The organism is Streptomyces sp. NPDC102259 (genome assembly GCF_044766465.1).
In the GTDB taxonomy this organism is placed as follows: domain Bacteria; phylum Actinomycetota; class Actinomycetes; order Streptomycetales; family Streptomycetaceae; genus Streptomyces.
Genome location: NZ_JBIWMA010000016.1, coordinates 20,466 through 38,156 on the forward strand (window position 1 = coordinate 20,466; position 17,691 = coordinate 38,156).

Below are 17,691 nucleotides of genomic sequence, written 5' to 3' on the forward strand. Positions count from 1 at the left end.
AGAAGGCGGTACGGGATCGTGACGACACCCGGGTCCATCGAATCAGGGTCCATCGAAGGCAGGATCGCCGAAGAACTCGGCGTACGGCAGCGGCAGGTGAAGGCCGCCGTGGAGCTGCTCGACGGCGGCTCGACGGTGCCTTTCATCGCCCGCTACCGCAAGGAAGCGACCGAGATGCTCGACGACGCGCAGCTGCGCACGCTCGAGGAGCGGCTGCGCTATCTGCGGGAGCTGGAGGAGCGGCGGACGGCGATCCTGGAGTCGGTGCGCGAGCAGGGCAAGCTCACCGACGCGCTCGAGGCGCAGATCCTCGGCGCCGAGACGAAGGCGCGGCTGGAGGACATCTACCTGCCGTACAAGCCCAAGCGGCGCACCAAGGCGCAGATCGCGCGCGAGGCCGGCCTCGAACCGCTCGCCGAGGGGCTGCTCGGTGACCCGACGGTCGATCCGCTCGCGGCGGCCGCCGCGTTCGTCGACGCCGACAAGGGCGTCGCCGATCCGCAGGCCGCGCTGGACGGCGCGCGGGCGATCCTCACCGAGCGGTTCTCGGAGGACGCCGACCTGATCGGCGAGCTGCGCGAGCGCATGTGGGCACGCGGGCGGCTCGCCGCCAAGGTGCGCGAGGGCAAGGAGGAGGCGGGCGCGAAGTTCGCCGACTACTTCGACTTCGCCGAGCCGTTCACCGCACTGCCCTCGCACCGCGTCCTGGCGATGCTGCGCGGCGAGAAGGAGGAGGTCCTCGACCTCGTCCTGGAGCCGGAGGAGCCCTCCGAGCAGCCCGGTCCCTCGTCCTACGAGGGGATCGTCGCGAGCCGGTTCGCCATCGCCGACCGGGGCCGTCCCGGTGACAAATGGCTGACGGACACGGTCCGCTGGGCCTGGCGCACCCGCCTCCTCGTCCACCTCGGCATCGATCTGCGGCTGCGGCTGCGCACGACCGCCGAGGACGAGGCCGTCGACGTCTTCGCCGCCAACCTGCGCGACCTGCTGCTCGCCGCCCCGGCCGGCACACGCGCGACGCTGGGCCTGGACCCCGGCTTCCGCACGGGCGTCAAGGTCGCCGTCGTCGACGCGACCGGCAAGGTGGTCGCCACGGACGTGATCTATCCGCACGTCCCGGCGAACAAGTGGGACGAGGCGATCGCCAAGCTCGCGCGGCTGGCCGAGGAGCACACGGTCGACCTGATCGCCATCGGCAACGGCACGGCCTCCCGCGAGACCGACAAGCTCGCCGGTGAACTCATCACCAGGCACCCGGAGCTGAAGCTCACCAAGGTGATGGTGTCCGAGGCGGGCGCGTCCGTGTACTCGGCCTCCGCCTTCGCCTCCCAGGAGCTGCCCGACATGGACGTGTCGCTGCGCGGCGCCGTGTCGATCGCGCGCCGGCTCCAGGATCCGCTCGCCGAGCTGGTGAAGATCGACCCGAAGTCGATCGGCGTCGGCCAGTACCAGCACGACCTGTCCGAGGTGAAGCTGTCGCGTTCGCTGGACGCGGTGGTCGAGGACTGCGTGAACGGCGTGGGCGTGGACGTCAACACCGCCTCGGCGCGGCTCCTCTCACGGGTGTCGGGCATCTCCACCGGACTCGCCGAGAACATCGTGGCGCACCGGGACGCCAACGGGCCCTTCACCTCACGTGCCGAGCTGAAGAAGGTGGCCCGGCTCGGTCCGAAGGCGTACGAGCAGTGCGCGGGCTTCCTGCGCATCCGCGGCGGCAGCGACCCCCTGGACGCCTCCAGCGTCCACCCGGAGGCGTACCCGGTGGTGCGGCGCATGGTGAAGACCTCCGGCCAGGAGGTGGCGTCCCTCATCGGCAACACGGGTGTTCTGCGCTCGCTGCGGCCGACGGAGTTCGTGGACGAGACGTTCGGTCTGCCGACCGTCACGGACATCCTCAAGGAGCTGGAGAAGCCCGGGCGCGACCCGCGGCCCGCCTTCAAGACGGCCACCTTCAAGGAGGGCGTGGAGAAGATCTCCGACCTGTCCTCCGGAATGGTCCTGGAGGGGGTCGTGACGAACGTGGCGGCCTTCGGGGCGTTCATCGACATCGGCGTCCACCAGGACGGTCTGGCGCACGTGTCCGCGCTGTCGAAGACGTTCGTCAAGGACCCCAGGGACGTCGTCAAGCCCGGTGACATCGTCAAGGTGAAGGTCCTCGACATCGACATCCCGCGCAAGCGGATCTCGCTGACGCTCCGGCTGGACGACGAGGCGGCCCCGCAAGGCGGTCAGGGCCAGTCCTCCGGCGGGGGCCGCCCCCAGCGGGGCGGCGGGCGCCCGCCGCAGCAGCGGCAGCAGCAGGGCGGCCAGCGCGGCGGAGGCGGGGGCGGGGGCGGTGGTGGCGGTTCGCGCCAGTCTCCCCCTCCGGGCAACAGCGCGATGGCCGACGCACTGCGCCGAGCGGGCCTCGTCGACCCCAAGAAGGGCAAGCGCTGAGCGGGGCGCACGACGCCGGGGTCCGGCCTGCCGGGCCCCGGCAGCCCTCGCGGGACCGGGACCCGCGTCGGGTGTCCTAGCGCTCGGTCACCTTGCCGTCCGCGACCTCCAGGCGGCGCGTGACCTGGACCGCGTCCAGCATGCGCCGGTCGTGGGTGACCAGGAGCAGCGTGCCCTCGTAGGCGTCCAGGGCCGACTCCAGCTGCTCGATGGCCGGGAGGTCGAGGTGGTTCGTCGGCTCGTCGAGGACGAGGAGGTTGACGCCCCGCCCCTGGAGCAGCGCGAGCGCCGCGCGGGTGCGCTCGCCGGGCGACAGGGTGGCCGCCGAACGCGTGACGTGGTCCGACTTCAGGCCGAACTTGGCCAGCAGGGTGCGCACCTCGGCCGGTTCGGTGTCGGGTACGGCCACGCGGAACGCGTCCAGCAGGGACTCGGAGCCGTAGAACAGCTGCCGTGCCTGATCGACCTCGCCGACCAGGACGCCCGAGCCCAGCGTGGCCTGACCGGCGTCCAGCGGGACACGGCCGAGGAGCGCGCCCAGGAGGGTCGACTTGCCCGCGCCGTTCGCGCCGGTGACCGCGACCCGGTCGGCCCAGTCGATCTGTAGGGACACCGGCCCGAAGCGGAAGTCACCGCGCCGTACCTCGGCCTCGCGCAGGGTCGCGACGACCGCGCCGGAGCGTGGCGCGGACGCGATCTCCATGCGCAGCTCCCACTCCTTGCGCGGCTCCTCGACGGTCTCGAGGCGCTCGATCATGCGCTGGGTCTGCCGGGCCTTCGCGGCCTGCTTCTCGCTGGCCTCGCTGCGGAACTTGCGGCCGATCTTGTCGTTGTCGTTGCTCGCCTTGCGACGCGCGTTCTTCACGCCCTTGTCCATCCAGGAGCGCTGCGTCTGCGCGCGGTCCTGGAGGGCCGCCCTCTTGTCGGAGTACTCCTCGAAGTCCTCGCGGGCGTGCCTGCGGGCCACGTCCCGCTCCTCCAGGTAGGCGTCGTAGCCGCCGCCGTAGAGGTTGATCTGCTGCTGGGCGAGGTCGAGTTCGAGGACCTTGGTGACCGTGCGGGTGAGGAACTCGCGGTCGTGACTGACGACGACGGTCCCGGCGCGCAGACCCTTCACGAAGCGTTCCAGGCGCTCCAGGCCGTCGAGATCGAGGTCGTTGGTCGGCTCGTCGAGGAGGAAGACGTCGTAGCGCGAGAGCAGGAGGGAGGCGAGGCCCGCGCGGGCGGCCTGACCGCCGGACAGGGAGGTCATCGGCTGGTCGAGGCCGACTCCGAGGCCGAGCGAGTCGGTGACCTCCTCGGCGCGCTCGTCGAGGTCGGCGCCGCCGAGGTCGAGCCAGCGCTCGAGGCTCGTCGCATAGGCGTCGTCGGAGCCGGGCGCCCCGTCGACCAGGGCCTGGGTGGCCTCGTCCATGGTGCGCTGTGCCTCGGCGACGCCGGTGCGGCGGGCGAGGAACTCCCGCACGCTCTCGCCGGGGCGGCGCTCCGGTTCCTGGGGCAGATGGCCGACGCTCGCGGTCGGCGGGGAGAGCCTGAGCTCGCCCTGCTCGGGCGCGGTGAGCCCGGCGAGCAGCTTCAGCAGGGTGGACTTGCCCGCGCCGTTGGCGCCGACCAGCCCGATCACGTCCCCGGGGGCGACGACGAGGTCGAGCCCGGAGAAGAGGGAGCGGTCGCCGTGGCCGGCGGCGAGGTTCTTGGCGACGAGGGTGGCAGTCATCAGGTCGTAGATCCTAGTGGTCGTCCGGGGGTGCGGTCGCGCCGGTCTCCCCCGCGATCTCGCTGTTCGGCGGTGCGGTCGGTTAACGTCCGGGCGTGAACACTCGAGGGAACGGCGATGTGGTCGTGGTCGGCGGCGGGGTCGTCGGGCTGGCGACGGCCGTCGAGCTCGCCGAGCGCGGCCTGCGGGTCCGGGTCTGGACGCGCGATCCGGTCGAGCGGACCACCTCGGCCGTGGCCGGCGCGCTGTGGTGGCCGTACCACATCGAGCCGCTGGAGTCGGCGCGGGCGTGGGCGCTGCGCTCGCTGGAGATCTACGAGCAGCTCGCCGAGCGGCCCGGGGAGACCGGCGTGCGCCTGGTCGACGGGATACTGGGCGAGACGGACCTGGACGAGGTCGAGGGCTGGGCGGCGGGCCGGCTGGCCGGACTGCGCCGGACGACGGCGCACGAGTACGGCGCGGGCACCGGCGTCCGGGCCCGGCTGCCACTGATCGACATGTCGACCTATCTGCCCTGGCTCCGGCAGCGGCTGCTGCGGGCGGGCGGCACCGTCGAGGAGCGCACGGTGAGCGACCTGGCGGAGGCCGAGGCCCCGGTGGTCGTCAACTGCACCGGACTGGGCGCCGGGCGGCTGGCGGCGGACCCATCGGTGCGACCGGTGCGCGGACAGCTCGTCGTCGTGGAGAACCCCGGCGTCGACACCTGGCTCGTCTCCACCGGCCCGGACGGCGAGATCGCCTATCTGTTCCCGCACGGCGGGCGGCTGCTGCTGGGCGGTACGGCGCAGGACGACGTGTGGTCGCTGGAGCCGGACCCGAGGGTGGCCGAGGCGATCGTGCGGCGCTGCGCGGCGCTGCGGCCCGAGGTCGCCGGGGCGCGGATCCTGGAGCATCGGGTCGGGCTGCGGCCGGTCCGGGGCACGGTACGGCTGGAGCGGGCGGAACTGCCGGACGGGCGCACGGTGGTGCACCACTACGGGCACGGCGGGGCGGGCGTGACGGTGGCGTGGGGCTGTGCGGAGGAGGCGGCCGGGCTGGTGCTCCCGGCCGCCTCCTGACCCGCTCGCGGTACGCGCCCGAGTTACGGGATCCGGTACGTGTGGCGCGGTGTCCGTACGCCGTCCGGGGACCGGCCGTCGGGGGTGGCCGCCGCCGCTTTGGACGTGGCGCGGGCGAAGGCGTCGGCGCCTCCGACGAGGGGGACCCGGGCCGAGGTGCGGGACAGGTCCAGGGTGAGGGTGGGGGTGTCGGCGGGCGGGTCGATGAGGTCCCTGTCGGTGCCCGCGACGATCAGCGCGAGCCGGTGACCGGCTGGGACGACATGGTCGGTGGCCGCCAGGTCGAGGGTGAGGGTGTACGCCCTGCCCGGGGTGAGCGGAACGCCCTTGCCGGGGTCGGCGTAGGTGCCGAGGTCGGCCCAGCCGCGGCTGACGACCGTCTGGCCGACGTCGGCGGTCCTGGCGGCGGTCTCCCGGAAGCAGGCGCTGTCGCCCGTGGTGCTCGCGCCCCAGCAGGTGCGGTCGGTGAGGGTACTGATGCCCTCGCCGCTCGCCGCGTAGTCGCGGATGGTGTCGGGGCCGACGTCGACGAGGACGGCGGTGAGATGGGCCGTCGCGGTGGTGGGCGTGGCGGTGACGGTAACCTGGGAGGAGCCGGAAAGACGCAGGTCACGGGTGAGAGGCCCGGTGACGAATCCGGCCTTGTCGGGGGTCGGGGTGTCGAGCTGCGCGGCCCACTCGGTCTCGCTCAGTCTTGGGTCGTCGGTGAAGGATGCGGTGCCGGTGCTCCTGCGCAGGCCGAGGGCGCCGACGCCGGGCTGAACGCCGGCGGAGGGGCGCAGGGTGGCGGTCCGGGTGCCGTGCGGCGGCCAGACGGCGGAGGTGACCCACTGGTCGGGGTGGCGTTCGATGTCGGCCATGGGCTCGCGGTCGACGCCGTTGTCGTAGCCGAGGAGTTCGTGGTCGAACCAGCGGTGCAGGGTGTCCACCCAGTCGGCGCGGCGGAAGTCGAAGGGGTCGACGTGGCCGGTCTGGGAGAGCCAGATCTTGCGCTCGACGCCGTTCTTCGCGAGGGCGTCCCACCACTGGCCGAGGTGCTTGGTGCGGACGTTGAGGTCCTGGAGGCCGTGGATGAGGAAGACGCTGGCCTTCACCTTGCGCGCGTCCTGGACGTAGTCGCGCTCGGTCCACAGCGACGTCAGGTCGCCGGTGCGCGGGGCCTCGTCGACGAGCTCTTGCTGGACGGCGGCGCACTTGGCGCGGGCTTCGGGGCTGTCGACGTAGTCGGAGAGCCAGTCGGGTCCGGAGTCATAGAGGGGCGCGCCCTGGGCGAAGTAGTAGTCGTACCAGGAGGAGATGGCGGCGATCGGGACGATGGTCTTCAGGCCCTTCACGCCGGTGGCGGCGACGCCGTTGGCTATGGTGCCGTCCCAGCTCTTGCCGATCATGCCGGTTCTGCCGTTGGTCCAGCCGGCCTCGGCGGTCGTGGTGCCGGTGCGAGTGGTGTACGCCCTGGCACGGCCGTTCAGCCAGTCGACGACGGCCTTGGCGGACTGGATGTCGGAGCGTCCGCCGACGTCGACGCAGCCGTCGGAGCGGTTGGTGCAGGCCAGGTCGACGCCGACGAAGGCGTAGCCGCGCGGCACGAAGTAGTTGTCGTAGAACAGCGGCATCCGGACGACGTTTCCGGCGGCGTCGTACGTCTTGCGCTGGCTTTCGTTGCCGCGTCCGCAGCAGGAGTAGTAGGGGCTGGCGTCCATGATGACGGGCACCTTGCGGCCCTGTGCGGCGGGTTCGCGGGGGCGGACGATGTCGACGGCGACGCGGTCCGTCCTCCCGTCGCTGTCGCCGTCGAGTCCGGTGTCCACCCAGACGGCCTCGCGGACGGCGTTCTCGTAGGAGTAGACGGGCCGGCTCTCGCGCGGGGTGCCGTGGGCCGCGGCCGGGGTGAGGAAGGCGGCCACCAGGAGGGTGATGGCGGCGGTCGCGAGCGGTCTCCAGATCGTGAAGCGCATGCGTGTCGACATGCGCGGGACGGTACTCGGGTCAACTCCCGCGCAGAAGAGGGCGGCTGTGCGTCACCTGTGGCCGGAAAAGGCCTCTGCGGAGGGGCTGCCCATGACGGCCGAATGGCGATCGTGTGACAGGGGTGGCGGTGGGCAGGCCCTGGGACACAGGGAGTCAATAGGCTCCGAACAGACCGCGTGAATCGACGACTTGGAGCTTTCGTGCACCGCAGAATCATCGCGCCGGGCGCACTCGCTGCCGCGTCCGTACTGCTGGCGATCCCGGCATCGGCCGCGAGCGCCTCCCCCGGCGCCCCGGGCATCGGCGACCCCTACTACCCGGCGTACGGCAACGGCGGATACGACGTCTCCCACTACGACCTGCGGCTGAAGTACCAGCCGGCCACGGACGAGTTGGAGGGTACGGCGACGATCCTGGCGAAGACCACGCAGGACCTGTCCCGGTTCGACCTGGACTTCCTGCTGGACGTGAGCGAGGTGCGGGTCAACGGCGCCGTGGCGGCGTTCACGACCTCGGGCGAGCACGAGCTGGAGATCACGCCGAAGACGGCGCTGGCGAAGGGCGCGACGGTCACGATCGTGGTGCGGTACAGCGGGATCCCGTCGTCGAGGCAGGCGTACGGCTTCACCAGTTGGCACCGCACCGCGGACGGCGGGGTCGGCGCCAACGAGCCCGAGGCGGCCTGGTGGTGGTTCCCCAGCAACGACCACCCGCTCGACAAGGCCACCTACGACGTGTCGGTGCTGGTGCCCGACGGCTCGCAGGCGATCTCCAACGGCACCCTCCAGTCGACGAGTTCACGGCTGGGCTGGACCCGCTACAACTGGCGTTCCCGCAAGCCGCAGGCCACCTATCTGGCCACCCTCGCCGTCGGGAAGTTCGACCTCACGACCGGGACGACCGAGAGCGGCATCCCGGTCCTCAACGCCTACAGCAAGGACCTGGGCGACAACGCCGGCGCGGCGCGGGCGAGCATCGAGCGGACCGGGGAGATCGCCGACTGGCTCAGCGGGTACTTCGGGCCGTATCCCTTCGACGCGCTCGGCGGGTACGTGCCGAACACGAACACCGGATACGCGCTGGAGACGCAGACCCGGCCCTTCTACAGCCCCCGGCAGTTCGCGAACGGCTCCAACGTCTCCGTCGTCGTGCACGAGTTGGCCCACCAGTGGTACGGTGACCACGTGTCCGTGGCCGGGTGGAAGGACATCTGGCTCAACGAGGGTTTCGCCCGGTACGCGCAGTGGCTGTGGTCCGAGCACGAGGGCGAGGGCACCACGCAGGAGCTCGCGGACTACGTGTACGCCTCGCACCCGGCCGACGACGCGTTCTGGACGGTGAAGCCCGGCGACCCGGGCGCGGCGAACCAGTTCGACATCGCCGTCTACGACCGGGGCGCCCTGGCGGTCCAGGCGCTGCGCGACGAGATCGGCGACGACGCCTTCTTCGCCGTCCTCAAGGGCTGGCCGCAGAAGCACGCGTACGGCAACGCGAGCGTCGTCGACTTCCAGCAGTACGCCGAGCAGATCTCCGGGAAGGTACTGGGCTCCCTGTTCGACACCTGGCTGTTCCAGCCGGCGAAGCCGGCCGCGCCCACGGCCCGGACGGCGTCGGTCGCGAAGGCGCCGGCCGCTCCCGTACAGCCGAAGTCCTGGAAGAAGATCGCGGCGACGAACGACGTGCACGAGCGCTGAGCCTCGTCGCCGCCCGTGGCCGTCCCGCACTCCGAACTCCCGCCTGACGCAGGGGCGTTCCGGCCCGGATCGGTGCTACCCGCCGGTGGCCGCCGCCCGGGCCAGGAGGGCGTCGCGCGACAGGGCGGCGCTCTCCGTGGCCGGCACCGTGCAGGCGTACGCACCGGCCAGCGCGCCGTACTCGGCGCACCGGTGCGGCGGCTCGCCGGCGAGTCGGCCGAAGAGGAAGGCGGACGCGAAGGCGTCCCCCGCGCCGTTGGAGTCGATCACCGGACCGGGCGGGACGGCGGCCGGGACATGGGTCAGCTCGCCGTCGGTGAGCAGGTAGGCGCCCTTGGCGCCGGCCGTGGCGACGACCGCCTCGGCGCGACCGCGCTCGGCGATGCGGCGCATGGTCGTCTCCGGGTCGGTCAGGGCGGCCACGGAGACGAAGACGACGTCCGCCTCGTAGGCGAAGGCCTCGTGGTAGGGATTCTCCCCGTCCCAGTTGTGCAGGTCCGTGGAGATGCCTGCGCCCGCCTCGCGCAGCACGGGCAGGGCCTCGGCACAGGGGTGGGTGATGGACACGTGCGCGTGGCGGCTCGCGGCGGCGAGGCGCCGCAGGGTGTCCTCGGGAAAGCGGTCGTCCGGGCGCCCGCGGCTGTTGTCGTACAACGACAGCCGCCGCCCGTCCGGGCCGACCAGGTTGACCGCCCGCTTGGTACCGGCGGGCTGCGGGACGGCGGTGAGGGCGATGCCCTTGTCCCGGTGCAGGGCGCGGACCAGGTCTCCCTCGGGGTCGTCGCCCAGGAAGTCGAGGTGGTGGGTGCGCAGTCCGAGGGCGGCGAGGCCCAGGGCGACGAAGTCCCCGGTCTGTCCGGCGCGGGCCCGGATCCCGCCGTCGATCATGTAACTGTCGGCGTACGGAAGCGGCAGCTCCGGTACGTACACGATCGTGTCCACGCCCGCCCCGCCCAGGACCAGGACGTCGATGCCGTCGGCGTGCTCGGTGTGCTCGGTGCTCGTGTTCCCGGTGCTCGTGTTCCCGGTGTTCTCGTCGTCGGCGCGCATGTGCGCTACCCCTCCCCGTGGTCGTACACCGTCACCGCGACGCCCCGCCCGACCAGCCGCTCGGTGACGAGCGGTTCGACTCGGGACCACTTGCCGCCGGCCAGACCGCAGCCTATCCGGGGCATGTGCACCGACGCGCCGAGTTCGATCGCGTGGTCGGCCAGGCGCGCCAGCGCGGTGTCGATGGCCGGGTAGCGCACGGGGACGCCCTTGCTGCCCGTACGCATGCCGCGCTGGCCGATCATGTTGGCGACCCAGAGGTCGGGCCTCACCCGGACGAGCTGGAGCGCGCCCAGGCCGAAGTCGTTCGCGGCGCGCTCGCGGTGCCAGGCACGGTAGGCGGTCTCCGGCTCCGGCCAGCGGCGGGACAGCGCCAGGACGAAGCCCTTCCCCCAGCCCCCGAGGTCGTTGCAGACATGGGCGATCACCTTGGCGCCCTTCACCGACGGGACGGTGGCGTCACCCCGGACGTACGTGATCTCCGACATGACGCCACCGTAGGCGAGGCCACTGACAGTGGCTCCGGGCTGCTGCCTCACCTGCTACTTCGGGGGCCGGGACAGCTCCGTCCGTCCCACCGGGGGCCGGCCGGTTTCACCGCATCGGTGTGACAGCGATACTGCTGCACATGACGATCGAGACCGAGGAGCCGGCCCTCACGGTCGACGAGCTGGCCGCCCGGGCGGGGGTCACGGTACGCACGGTGCGCTTCTACGGCACCAAGGGACTGCTGCCGCCGCCGGTCATCGGTCCGCGCCGGGTGGGGCACTACGGTCCCGGGCATCTCGCGCGCCTGGCGCTGATCGAGGAGCTGCGCCGGCAGGGCCTGACGCTGGCGGCGATCGAACGCTATCTGGACCGGCTGCCGCCCGGTCTCGACGCCCATGACCTCGCCGTGCACCGGGCCGTGGTGGCCTCGTGGGCGCCGGACGCCGTGGAGACGGTGCCGCGGGAGGAACTCCAGCGGCGGGCCGGGCGGGCGCTCAGCGAGGAGGACGTGGACCGGCTCGCCGCGATGGGCGTGCTGGGCCCCGGCGCCGGTGACCCGGCCGACCAGGACGGCTACCGCGTCGACGCGGGGCTGCTGCGGCTGGGGGTGCGGCTCCTGGACGTGCCGCTGTCCCCGGAGGCGATCCTCGCGGCCCGGACCGTCCTCCTCGACCACGCGCGCGCCGCGGCCCACGAGCTGTCGCGGCTGCTGCGCGAGGAGGTGCCGGAGCGCGACGCGCAGGCGGTGAGGTCACTGTCGGCGCACATGCAGCCCCTGGTCGTCCAGGCCCTGCTGACGGCCTTCCAGCGGTCGCTGACGGAGGAGCTGCGGGAGTGGCTCGGGGAGCCGCCGTCGGACGGCTCCCCGTGAGGCCCCGGGGCCTCAGCGCCCGTCGGTGAAGGTCTCCCCCCGCTCGGCCTTCTCCACCAGCAGCGCGGGCGGGGTGAAGCGGTCGCCGTAACGCTCGGCGAGCTGACGCGCGCGGGCCACGAATCCGGGGAGCCCGGTGCCTGCCTCGGCGTCGCCCTCGTAACCGTTGATGTACTGCAGGACCCCGCCGGTCCAGCCGGGGAAGCCGATGCCGAGGAGGGAGCCGATGTTGGCGTCCGCGACGGACGTCAGCACACCCTCTTCGAGGAGCTTGACGGTGTCGAGGGCCTCGGCGAAGAGCATGCGTTCCTGCATGTCCCGGAAGGGGATCTCGGCGTCCGCGCGCGTGAAGTGCTCGCGCAGGCCCGGCCACAGCCCGGCCCGGCTGCCGTCCTCGCCGTACTCGTAGAAGCCGGCTCCCCCGCTGCGGCCGGTGCGGCCGAACTCGTCGACCATGCGGTCGATGACGGCCTCGGCGGGGTGGCCGGGCCACACGCCGCCCGCCTCCTCCACGGCCCTCCTGGACTCGTTGCGGATCTTGCGCGGGAGGGTGAGCGTCAGTTCGTCCATGAGGGACAGGACCTTGGCCGGGTAGCCCGCCTGCGCCGCCGCCTGCTCCACGGACGCGGGCTCGATGCCCTCGCCGACCATGGCGACGCCCTCGTTGATGAAGTGGCCGATCACCCGTGAGGTGAAGAAGCCGCGCGAGTCGTTGACGACGATCGGTGTCTTCTTGATCTGCCGGACCAGGTCGAAGGCGCGCGCGAGCGCCTCGTCGCCGGTGCGCTCGCCCTTGATGATCTCTACGAGCGGCATCTTGTCCACGGGCGAGAAGAAGTGCAGCCCGACGAAGTCGTCCTGGCGCTCGACGCCTTCGGCGAGGGCGGTGATCGGCAGGGTGGAGGTGTTGGAGCACAGCAGGGCGTCGGCGTCGACGATGTGCTCGATCTCCTGGAACACCTTGTGCTTGAGGGCGGTGTCCTCGAAGACGGCCTCGATCACGGCGTCGCAGCCGGCCAGGTCCTGGGGGTCGGCGGTGGGTGTGATGCGGGCGAGCAGCGCGTCCGCCTTCTCCTGGGTGGTGCGGCCCCGGGAGACGGCCTTGGCGCACAGCTTCTCGGAATAGGCCCTGCCCTTGAGGGCGGCCTCCAGGGAGACGTCCTTCAGGACGACGTCGATGCCCGCGCGGGCGCACGAGTAGGCGATGCCGGCGCCCATCATCCCGGCGCCCAGGACGGCCACCCTGCGGACCTGGCGGGACGCGACGCCCTGGGGGCGGCTGACGCCGGAGTTGACGGCCTGGAGGTCGAAGAAGAACGCCTGGATCATGTTCTTCGACGTCTGTCCCGCGGCCAGTTCGACGAAGTAGCGGGCCTCGATGACCTGCGCGGTCTCGAAGTCGACCTGGGCGCCCTCGACGGCCGCGGCGAGGATGCTGCGGGGGGCCGGGTAGGGGGCGCCGTTGGTCTGCTTACGCAGGGTGGCCGGGAAGGCGGGCAGGTTGGCGGCGAACTTCGGGTTGGCGGGCGTGCCGCCGGGAATGCGGTAGCCCGGCCTGTCCCAGGGCTGCTGCGACTCGGGGTTCGCGTCGATGAAGGCGCGGGCCTTGGCGAGCAGTTCCTCGGGGGTGGCGGCGACCTCGTCGATCAGTCCGTTCTCCAGGGCGCGCTGCGGGCTGTACTGGGTGCCCTGGAGGAGAACCTTGAGGAGTGCGTCGGCGATCCCGAGGAGCCGGACGGTGCGCACGACACCGCCGCCGCCGGGGAGCAGGCCGAGGGTGACCTCGGGGCAGCCGATCTTCGAGCCGGGCGCGTCCAGGGCGACCCGGTGGTGGCAGGCGAGGGCGAGCTCGTAGCCGCCGCCGAGGGCCGCGCCGTTCAGGGCGGCGACGACCGGCTTGCCGAGGGTCTCGATACGGCGGAGGTTGCGCTTGATCTCCAGTCCGCCGTCCAGCAGCTCCTGGGCCGTCCCGGGGGTGACGCGGATGAGGTCGCGCAGGTCTCCGCCGGCGAAGAACGTCTTCTTCGCGGAGGTGAGGATGATGCCCCGGACGGAGTCCTTCTCGGCCTCCAGACGGTCGGTGACCGCGGCGAGGGAGGCGCGGAAGGCCGCGTTCATGGTGTTCGCGGACTGGTCGGGGTCGTCGAGGACGAGGGTGACGAGGCCGGTGCGGTCCTGTTCCCAGCGGATGGTGGTGCTCTGTGTCATGACGGGGTCTCCGTTGAAGTCTCTGAGTTCCGCTGGGGTGGTCAGACGCGCTCGACGATGGTGGCGATGCCCATGCCGCCGCCGACGCAGAGGGTGGCGAGGCCGTAGCGCTTGTCCTGGCGCTCCAGTTCGTCGATGAGCGAGCCGAGGATCATCGCGCCGGTGGCGCCGAGCGGGTGACCGAGGGCGATGGCGCCGCCGTTGACGTTGACCTTGTCCAGCGACAGGCCCATGTCCTTGACGAAGCGCAGGACGACCGCCGCGAAGGCCTCGTTGATCTCGACCAGGTCGATGTCGTCGATGGTCAGGCCGGCCTTGGCGAGGGCCTTGCGGGTGGCGGGCGCGGGGCCGGTGAGCATGATCGTCGGCTCGGAGCCGGAGACCGCCGCGGAGACGATCCGCGCGCGGGGGGTGAGCCCGTGGCGCTCGCCGACCTCCTTGGAGCCGATCGCGACCAGGGAGGCGCCGTCGACGATGCCGGAGGAGTTGCCCGCGTGGTGGACGTGATCGATCTTCTCCACCCAGTGGTACTTCTGGAGCGCCACCGCGTCGAAGCCGCCCAGCTCGCCGATGTCGGCGAAGGACGGCTTCAGCTTGCCGAGCGACTCGGCGGTGGTGCCGGGACGCGGGTGCTCGTCGTGGTCCAGGACGACGAGGCCGCTGCGGTCCTTCACCGGCACCACGGAGCGGTCGAAGCGGCCTTCCTTCCAGGCCGTCGCCGCCCGCTCCTGCGACAGGGCCGCGTACTCGTCGACATCGCGACGGGAGAAGCCCTCGATGGTGGCGATGAGGTCGGCGCCGATGCCCTGCGGCACGAAGTTGACGGCCAGGTTGGTCATCGGGTCGTTGAACCAGGCGCCGCCGTCCGAGGCCATCGGCACCCGGGACATCGACTCCACCCCGCCCGCCAGGACGAGGTCCTCCCAGCCCGAGCGGACCTTCATCGCGGCCAGGTTGACGGCCTCCAGACCCGAGGCGCAGAAGCGGTTCTCCTGCACGCCGGCCACGGTGTCCGGGAGTCCGGCCGCGATCGCGGCGATGCGCGCGATGTCGGAGCCCTGGTCGCCCACGGGGCCGACCACGCCGAGCACGATGTCGTCGATGGCGGCCGGGTCGAGGCCGGGGAAGCGGCTGCGGAGCTCGTGGATGAGGCCGACGACGAGATCGATGGGCTTCGTGCCGTGCAGGCCGCCGTTCGCCTTGCCGCGCCCGCGCGGGGTGCGGATCGCGTCGTACACGTACGCTTCGGTGCTCACTGGTAAGCCTTTCGGGAGGGTGGGCCGTGCGGGGCCGGGTCAGTCGCCCTGGTGCGGGAAGTCCTTCACAGGGGTCTTCGCGGCGGTCGTCGATGTGGTCGTCGTCGTGGTCTTCGCTGTGGTCTTCGAGGTGGTCGTCGCCGTGGCTTTCGCGTCCGCCTCCGCGGAGGTTCCCGCCGCGATCTCGGCGGGCGGCTTCACCAGGTCCGCCGCAAGTCCCGGTAGGTCCCAGTCTCGGGCCACCTCGCGGGTGTCGGCGCCCGGGCGCGCGGGTCCGGTGCGGACGGCTGTGGGCGTCGCCGAGAAGCGGGGCGCGGGGGCCGGCTGGGTGATGCCGCCGTGGTCGGTGAAGGTGCCGCGGGCCACGAGATGCGGGTGGTGCGGGGCCTCGCGCAGCGACAGCACGGGCGCCACACACGCGTCGGAGCCGTCGAAACGGGCCGTCCACTCGTCCCGGGTGCGGGACCTGAAGCGGGCGGCGACGGCCTCGCGCAGTTCTCCCCAGCGCGTCCAGTCCTTGCGCGCCTCGCGGAGGTCCTCGAGACCGAGGAGGTCCACGAAGGCGTCGTAGAACTGCGGCTCCAGGGCGCCGACGGCCATGTATCCGCCGTCGGCGGTCTCGTAGGTGCCGTAGTACGGGCAGCCGCCGTCGAGCAGGTTGGCGGCGCGCCGGTCCTGCCAGCCGCCGGCCGAGAGCATGCCGTGGATCATCGCGGAGAGATGCGCCGTGCCGTCGACGATGGCCGCGTCGACGACCTGGCCGGTGCCGCTCACGCGCGCGTGGTGCAGGGCGGCGAGGACGCCGACGACCAGGTAGAGGGAGCCTCCCGCGTAGTCCCCCAGCAGGTTGGCGGGGACGGGCGGCGGCCGGTCCGGGGCGCCGATCATGCCGAGCGCGCCGGTGACGGCGATGTAGGAGACGTCGTGACCGGCGCGGTCGGCGAGCGGGCCGTCCTGGCCCCAGCCGGTCATCCGGCCGTAGACCAGACGGGGGTTGCGCGCGTGGCAGTCACCGGGTCCGACGCCCAGGCGCTCGGCGACGCCCGGCCGGTTGCCCTCGATGAGCACGTCGGCGCGGGCGGCGAGGTCGAGCACCCGCGCTGGGCCGTCCGGGGCCTTGAGGTCGACGATCACCGAGCGCTTGTTGCGGTTGGTGATGTCGTGGGCGGGGTCGATGGCCAGGGCGGAGCCGCCCGGGCGGTCCACGCGGACGACGTCGGCGCCGAGGTCGGCCAGCAGCATGCCCGCGAAGGGGCCGGGGCCGATCCCGGCGAGTTCCACCACGCGCACGCCCGCCAGCGGGCCGTGCCCGGCCGTCCGTCCCATCGTCATCCAGCCCCCTTGCTGTGACACAACCGATGTAACACCAGTGATGCTAAGAACGTGTTCCAGTGGGCACAAGAGGTGGACGAGCAAGCGCTTAGACACTTTAGGGGCACCTGCCGTCGGCCTCCGCACCGCTCACGCTAGCCTCAGCCACCGACAGCGGCGCGGGCTGCACGACGACGAGGGGATGTCATGAGCAGGCTGAAAAGGGCGGACCGTCCGTACGACATCGTGCTCTTCGGGGCCACCGGCTTCGTGGGCACGCTCACCGCGCAGTACCTCGCCGCCCACGCGCCCGCCGATCTGCGCTGGGCGATCGCCGGCCGGGGCGAGGAGAAGCTGGAGCGGCTGCGCGAGCGGCTCGGCGGGGACGTCGGGGTGCTGCGGGCCGACGTCTCGGACCCGGCGTCCCTGCGCGCCCTCGCGGAGCACGCGCGCGTGGTGGCCACGACCGTGGGTCCGTACGTGTCGTACGGCGAGGAGCTCGTGGCGGCCTGCGCGGACACCGGCGCCGACTACCTCGACCTCACCGGCGAGCCGGAGTTCGTGGACCTGATGTACGTCCGGCACGACGCACGCGCGCGCGAGACGGGTGCGCGGCTGCTCCACGCGTGCGGCTTCGACTCCGTCCCGCACGATCTGGGCGCGTACTTCACCGTCCGGCAGCTTCCGGAGGGCGTGCCCCTGACCGTGGACGGCTACGTGAGCGTCGACGCCTCCTTCTCGGGCGGCACCCTCGCCTCCGCGCTGGGCCAGTTCGCGCGCGGCCGGCAGCTGCTGGCCGCCGCGCGGGAGCGCGGCCGGCACGAACCGCGGCTGATGGGCCGTCGGGCCGCGGCACCGGTGGGCGCGCCCCGGTTCGCGCCGGAGGTCGGCGCCTGGGCGCTGCCGCTGCCGACCATCGACCCGCAGATCGTGCTGCGGTCGGCGAGGGCGTTGCCGCGCTACGGGCCCGACTTCCGCTACCGGCACTACGCGGCCGTACGGCGGCTGCCCGTCGCCGTGGGCGGGGTCGCGGCGGTCGGCACCCTCGCCGCGGCGGCCCAGCTGCCGCCCGTACGACGCTGGCTGTCGGACCGGCTCAGGCCCGGAGAGGGGCCCAGCGCGCAGAAGCGGGCGCGGAGCTGGTTCTCGGTGCGGTTCGTCGGCGAGGGCGGCGGTCGGCGGGTGTGCACCGAGGTGGCGGGCGGCGACCCCGGCTACGACGAGACGGCGAAGATGTTCGCCGAGGCGGCGCTGGCCCTGGCCTGCGACGACCTCCCGCCGACCGCGGGGCAGGTGACGACGGCGGTGGCGATGGGCGACGCGCTGATCGGGCGGTTGACCCGGGCGGGTGTCCGCTTCCGCGTCGCGGCGCGCCGCTGACCGTCCCCGTGCCGTGTCCGCGGCCTCAGGCCGGCCAGTGCACCAGCGTGTAGATCATGCCGGCGATCCAGCCGACGCCCGCCAGGACGGCGAGGATCAGCACGGCGTTCACGGCACGCTCGACGGGCCGGTTCGGGTCGGCGAGGGGCTTCGGGGCACGGTGCGTGGTCATGGGCCCAGCCTGCCGAGCGGAGTACGGGGCGCACATCCGTACGAGTACTCAGACGACGTACTCAGACGCGGTGCTCGGACG

The 17,691-nt window shown here is 72.5% G+C and carries 13 protein-coding genes; 5 read left to right on the forward strand and 8 right to left on the reverse strand.

The genetic code is table 11. The features are described 5' to 3' along the window. Positions 1-18 precede the first annotated feature (18 nt). Positions 19-2,436, forward strand: coding sequence for a Tex family protein (locus ACIRPU_RS30335; RefSeq protein ID WP_403872825.1), 2,418 nt, complete (start codon positions 19-21; stop codon positions 2,434-2,436). A gap of 76 nt (positions 2,437-2,512) precedes the next feature. Here the strand turns inward: ACIRPU_RS30335 and abc-f are convergent, their stop codons facing one another. Continuing rightward, positions 2,513-4,153: a ribosomal protection-like ABC-F family protein gene (gene abc-f, locus ACIRPU_RS30340; protein WP_403872827.1), complete on the reverse strand. Its 1,641-nt coding sequence runs from the start codon at positions 4,151-4,153 to the stop codon at positions 2,513-2,515. Between the two features lie 95 nt (positions 4,154-4,248). Between abc-f and ACIRPU_RS30345 the strand changes: the two genes are divergently transcribed. Then, positions 4,249-5,211: an NAD(P)/FAD-dependent oxidoreductase gene (locus ACIRPU_RS30345; RefSeq protein WP_403872829.1), complete on the forward strand. Its 963-nt coding sequence runs from the start codon at positions 4,249-4,251 to the stop codon at positions 5,209-5,211. A 23-nt stretch (positions 5,212-5,234) separates the two neighbouring features. Here the strand turns inward: ACIRPU_RS30345 and ACIRPU_RS30350 are convergent, their stop codons facing one another. Continuing rightward, entirely contained in the window at positions 5,235-7,178 is a 1,944-nt protein-coding gene (locus ACIRPU_RS30350; RefSeq protein WP_403872831.1) for a Xaa-Pro dipeptidyl-peptidase, read from the reverse strand. 201 nt (positions 7,179-7,379) lie between these two features. On the opposite strand from ACIRPU_RS30350, the gene ACIRPU_RS30355 reads away from it, so the two are divergent. Beyond that, complete coding sequence (locus tag ACIRPU_RS30355) at positions 7,380-8,873, forward strand: M1 family metallopeptidase (RefSeq protein ID WP_403872833.1); 1,494 nt, start codon at positions 7,380-7,382, stop codon at positions 8,871-8,873. A gap of 75 nt (positions 8,874-8,948) precedes the next feature. Here the strand turns inward: ACIRPU_RS30355 and ACIRPU_RS30360 are convergent, their stop codons facing one another. Both ACIRPU_RS30360 and ACIRPU_RS30365 read right to left on the reverse strand, forming a co-directional pair. Then, complete coding sequence (locus ACIRPU_RS30360; protein ID WP_403872835.1) at positions 8,949-9,923, reverse strand: adenosine kinase; 975 nt, start codon at positions 9,921-9,923, stop codon at positions 8,949-8,951. A gap of 5 nt (positions 9,924-9,928) precedes the next feature. Continuing rightward, on the reverse strand, positions 9,929-10,411 hold the full coding sequence (locus ACIRPU_RS30365) for a macro domain-containing protein (protein WP_403872837.1): 483 nt from the start codon (positions 10,409-10,411) through the stop codon (positions 9,929-9,931). A 140-nt stretch (positions 10,412-10,551) separates the two neighbouring features. Between ACIRPU_RS30365 and ACIRPU_RS30370 the strand changes: the two genes are divergently transcribed. Beyond that, on the forward strand, positions 10,552-11,283 hold the full coding sequence (locus ACIRPU_RS30370; RefSeq protein WP_384121024.1) for a MerR family transcriptional regulator: 732 nt from the start codon (positions 10,552-10,554) through the stop codon (positions 11,281-11,283). 12 nt (positions 11,284-11,295) lie between these two features. On the opposite strand, the gene ACIRPU_RS30375 is transcribed toward ACIRPU_RS30370, so the two are convergent. The 3 genes from ACIRPU_RS30375 to ACIRPU_RS30385 are packed head-to-tail and all read right to left on the reverse strand — an operon-like array spanning position 11,296 to position 16,079. After that, a complete protein-coding gene (locus ACIRPU_RS30375; protein WP_403872840.1) occupies positions 11,296-13,491 on the reverse strand; it encodes a 3-hydroxyacyl-CoA dehydrogenase NAD-binding domain-containing protein in 2,196 nt (731 codons plus the stop codon). Between the two features lie 41 nt (positions 13,492-13,532). Next, entirely contained in the window at positions 13,533-14,747 is a 1,215-nt protein-coding gene (locus tag ACIRPU_RS30380; RefSeq protein ID WP_403872842.1) for an acetyl-CoA C-acetyltransferase, read from the reverse strand. Between the two features lie 39 nt (positions 14,748-14,786). After that, positions 14,787-16,079, reverse strand: a complete 1,293-nt coding sequence (locus tag ACIRPU_RS30385; RefSeq protein ID WP_403872844.1) for a CaiB/BaiF CoA transferase family protein — start codon at positions 16,077-16,079, stop codon at positions 14,787-14,789. Between the two features lie 186 nt (positions 16,080-16,265). On the opposite strand from ACIRPU_RS30385, the gene ACIRPU_RS30390 reads away from it, so the two are divergent. After that, positions 16,266-17,438 (forward strand): saccharopine dehydrogenase family protein, encoded by a 1,173-nt coding sequence (locus ACIRPU_RS30390; RefSeq protein WP_403872846.1) that lies wholly within the window; start codon positions 16,266-16,268, stop codon positions 17,436-17,438. A gap of 25 nt (positions 17,439-17,463) precedes the next feature. On the opposite strand, the gene mmpA is transcribed toward ACIRPU_RS30390, so the two are convergent. Beyond that, positions 17,464-17,610, reverse strand: a complete 147-nt coding sequence (gene mmpA, locus ACIRPU_RS30395; RefSeq protein WP_355706185.1) for a morphogenic membrane protein MmpA — start codon at positions 17,608-17,610, stop codon at positions 17,464-17,466. Positions 17,611-17,691 lie beyond the last annotated feature (81 nt).

Coding starts and splice junctions, on each gene's coding strand:
- abc-f (WP_403872827.1), bottom strand. CDS start 4,153: ATGACTGCCACCCTCGTCGCCAAGAACCTCGCCGCCGGCCACGGCGAC.
- ACIRPU_RS30350 (WP_403872831.1), bottom strand. CDS start 7,178: ATGTCGACACGCATGCGCTTCACGATCTGGAGACCGCTCGCGACCGCC.
- ACIRPU_RS30360 (WP_403872835.1), bottom strand. CDS start 9,923: ATGCGCGCCGACGACGAGAACACCGGGAACACGAGCACCGGGAACACG.
- ACIRPU_RS30365 (WP_403872837.1), bottom strand. CDS start 10,411: ATGTCGGAGATCACGTACGTCCGGGGTGACGCCACCGTCCCGTCGGTG.
- ACIRPU_RS30370 (WP_384121024.1), top strand. CDS start 10,552: ATGACGATCGAGACCGAGGAGCCGGCCCTCACGGTCGACGAGCTGGCC.
- ACIRPU_RS30375 (WP_403872840.1), bottom strand. CDS start 13,491: ATGACACAGAGCACCACCATCCGCTGGGAACAGGACCGCACCGGCCTC.
- ACIRPU_RS30385 (WP_403872844.1), bottom strand. CDS start 16,079: ATGACGATGGGACGGACGGCCGGGCACGGCCCGCTGGCGGGCGTGCGC.
- ACIRPU_RS30390 (WP_403872846.1), top strand. CDS start 16,266: ATGAGCAGGCTGAAAAGGGCGGACCGTCCGTACGACATCGTGCTCTTC.
- mmpA (WP_355706185.1), bottom strand. CDS start 17,610: ATGACCACGCACCGTGCCCCGAAGCCCCTCGCCGACCCGAACCGGCCC.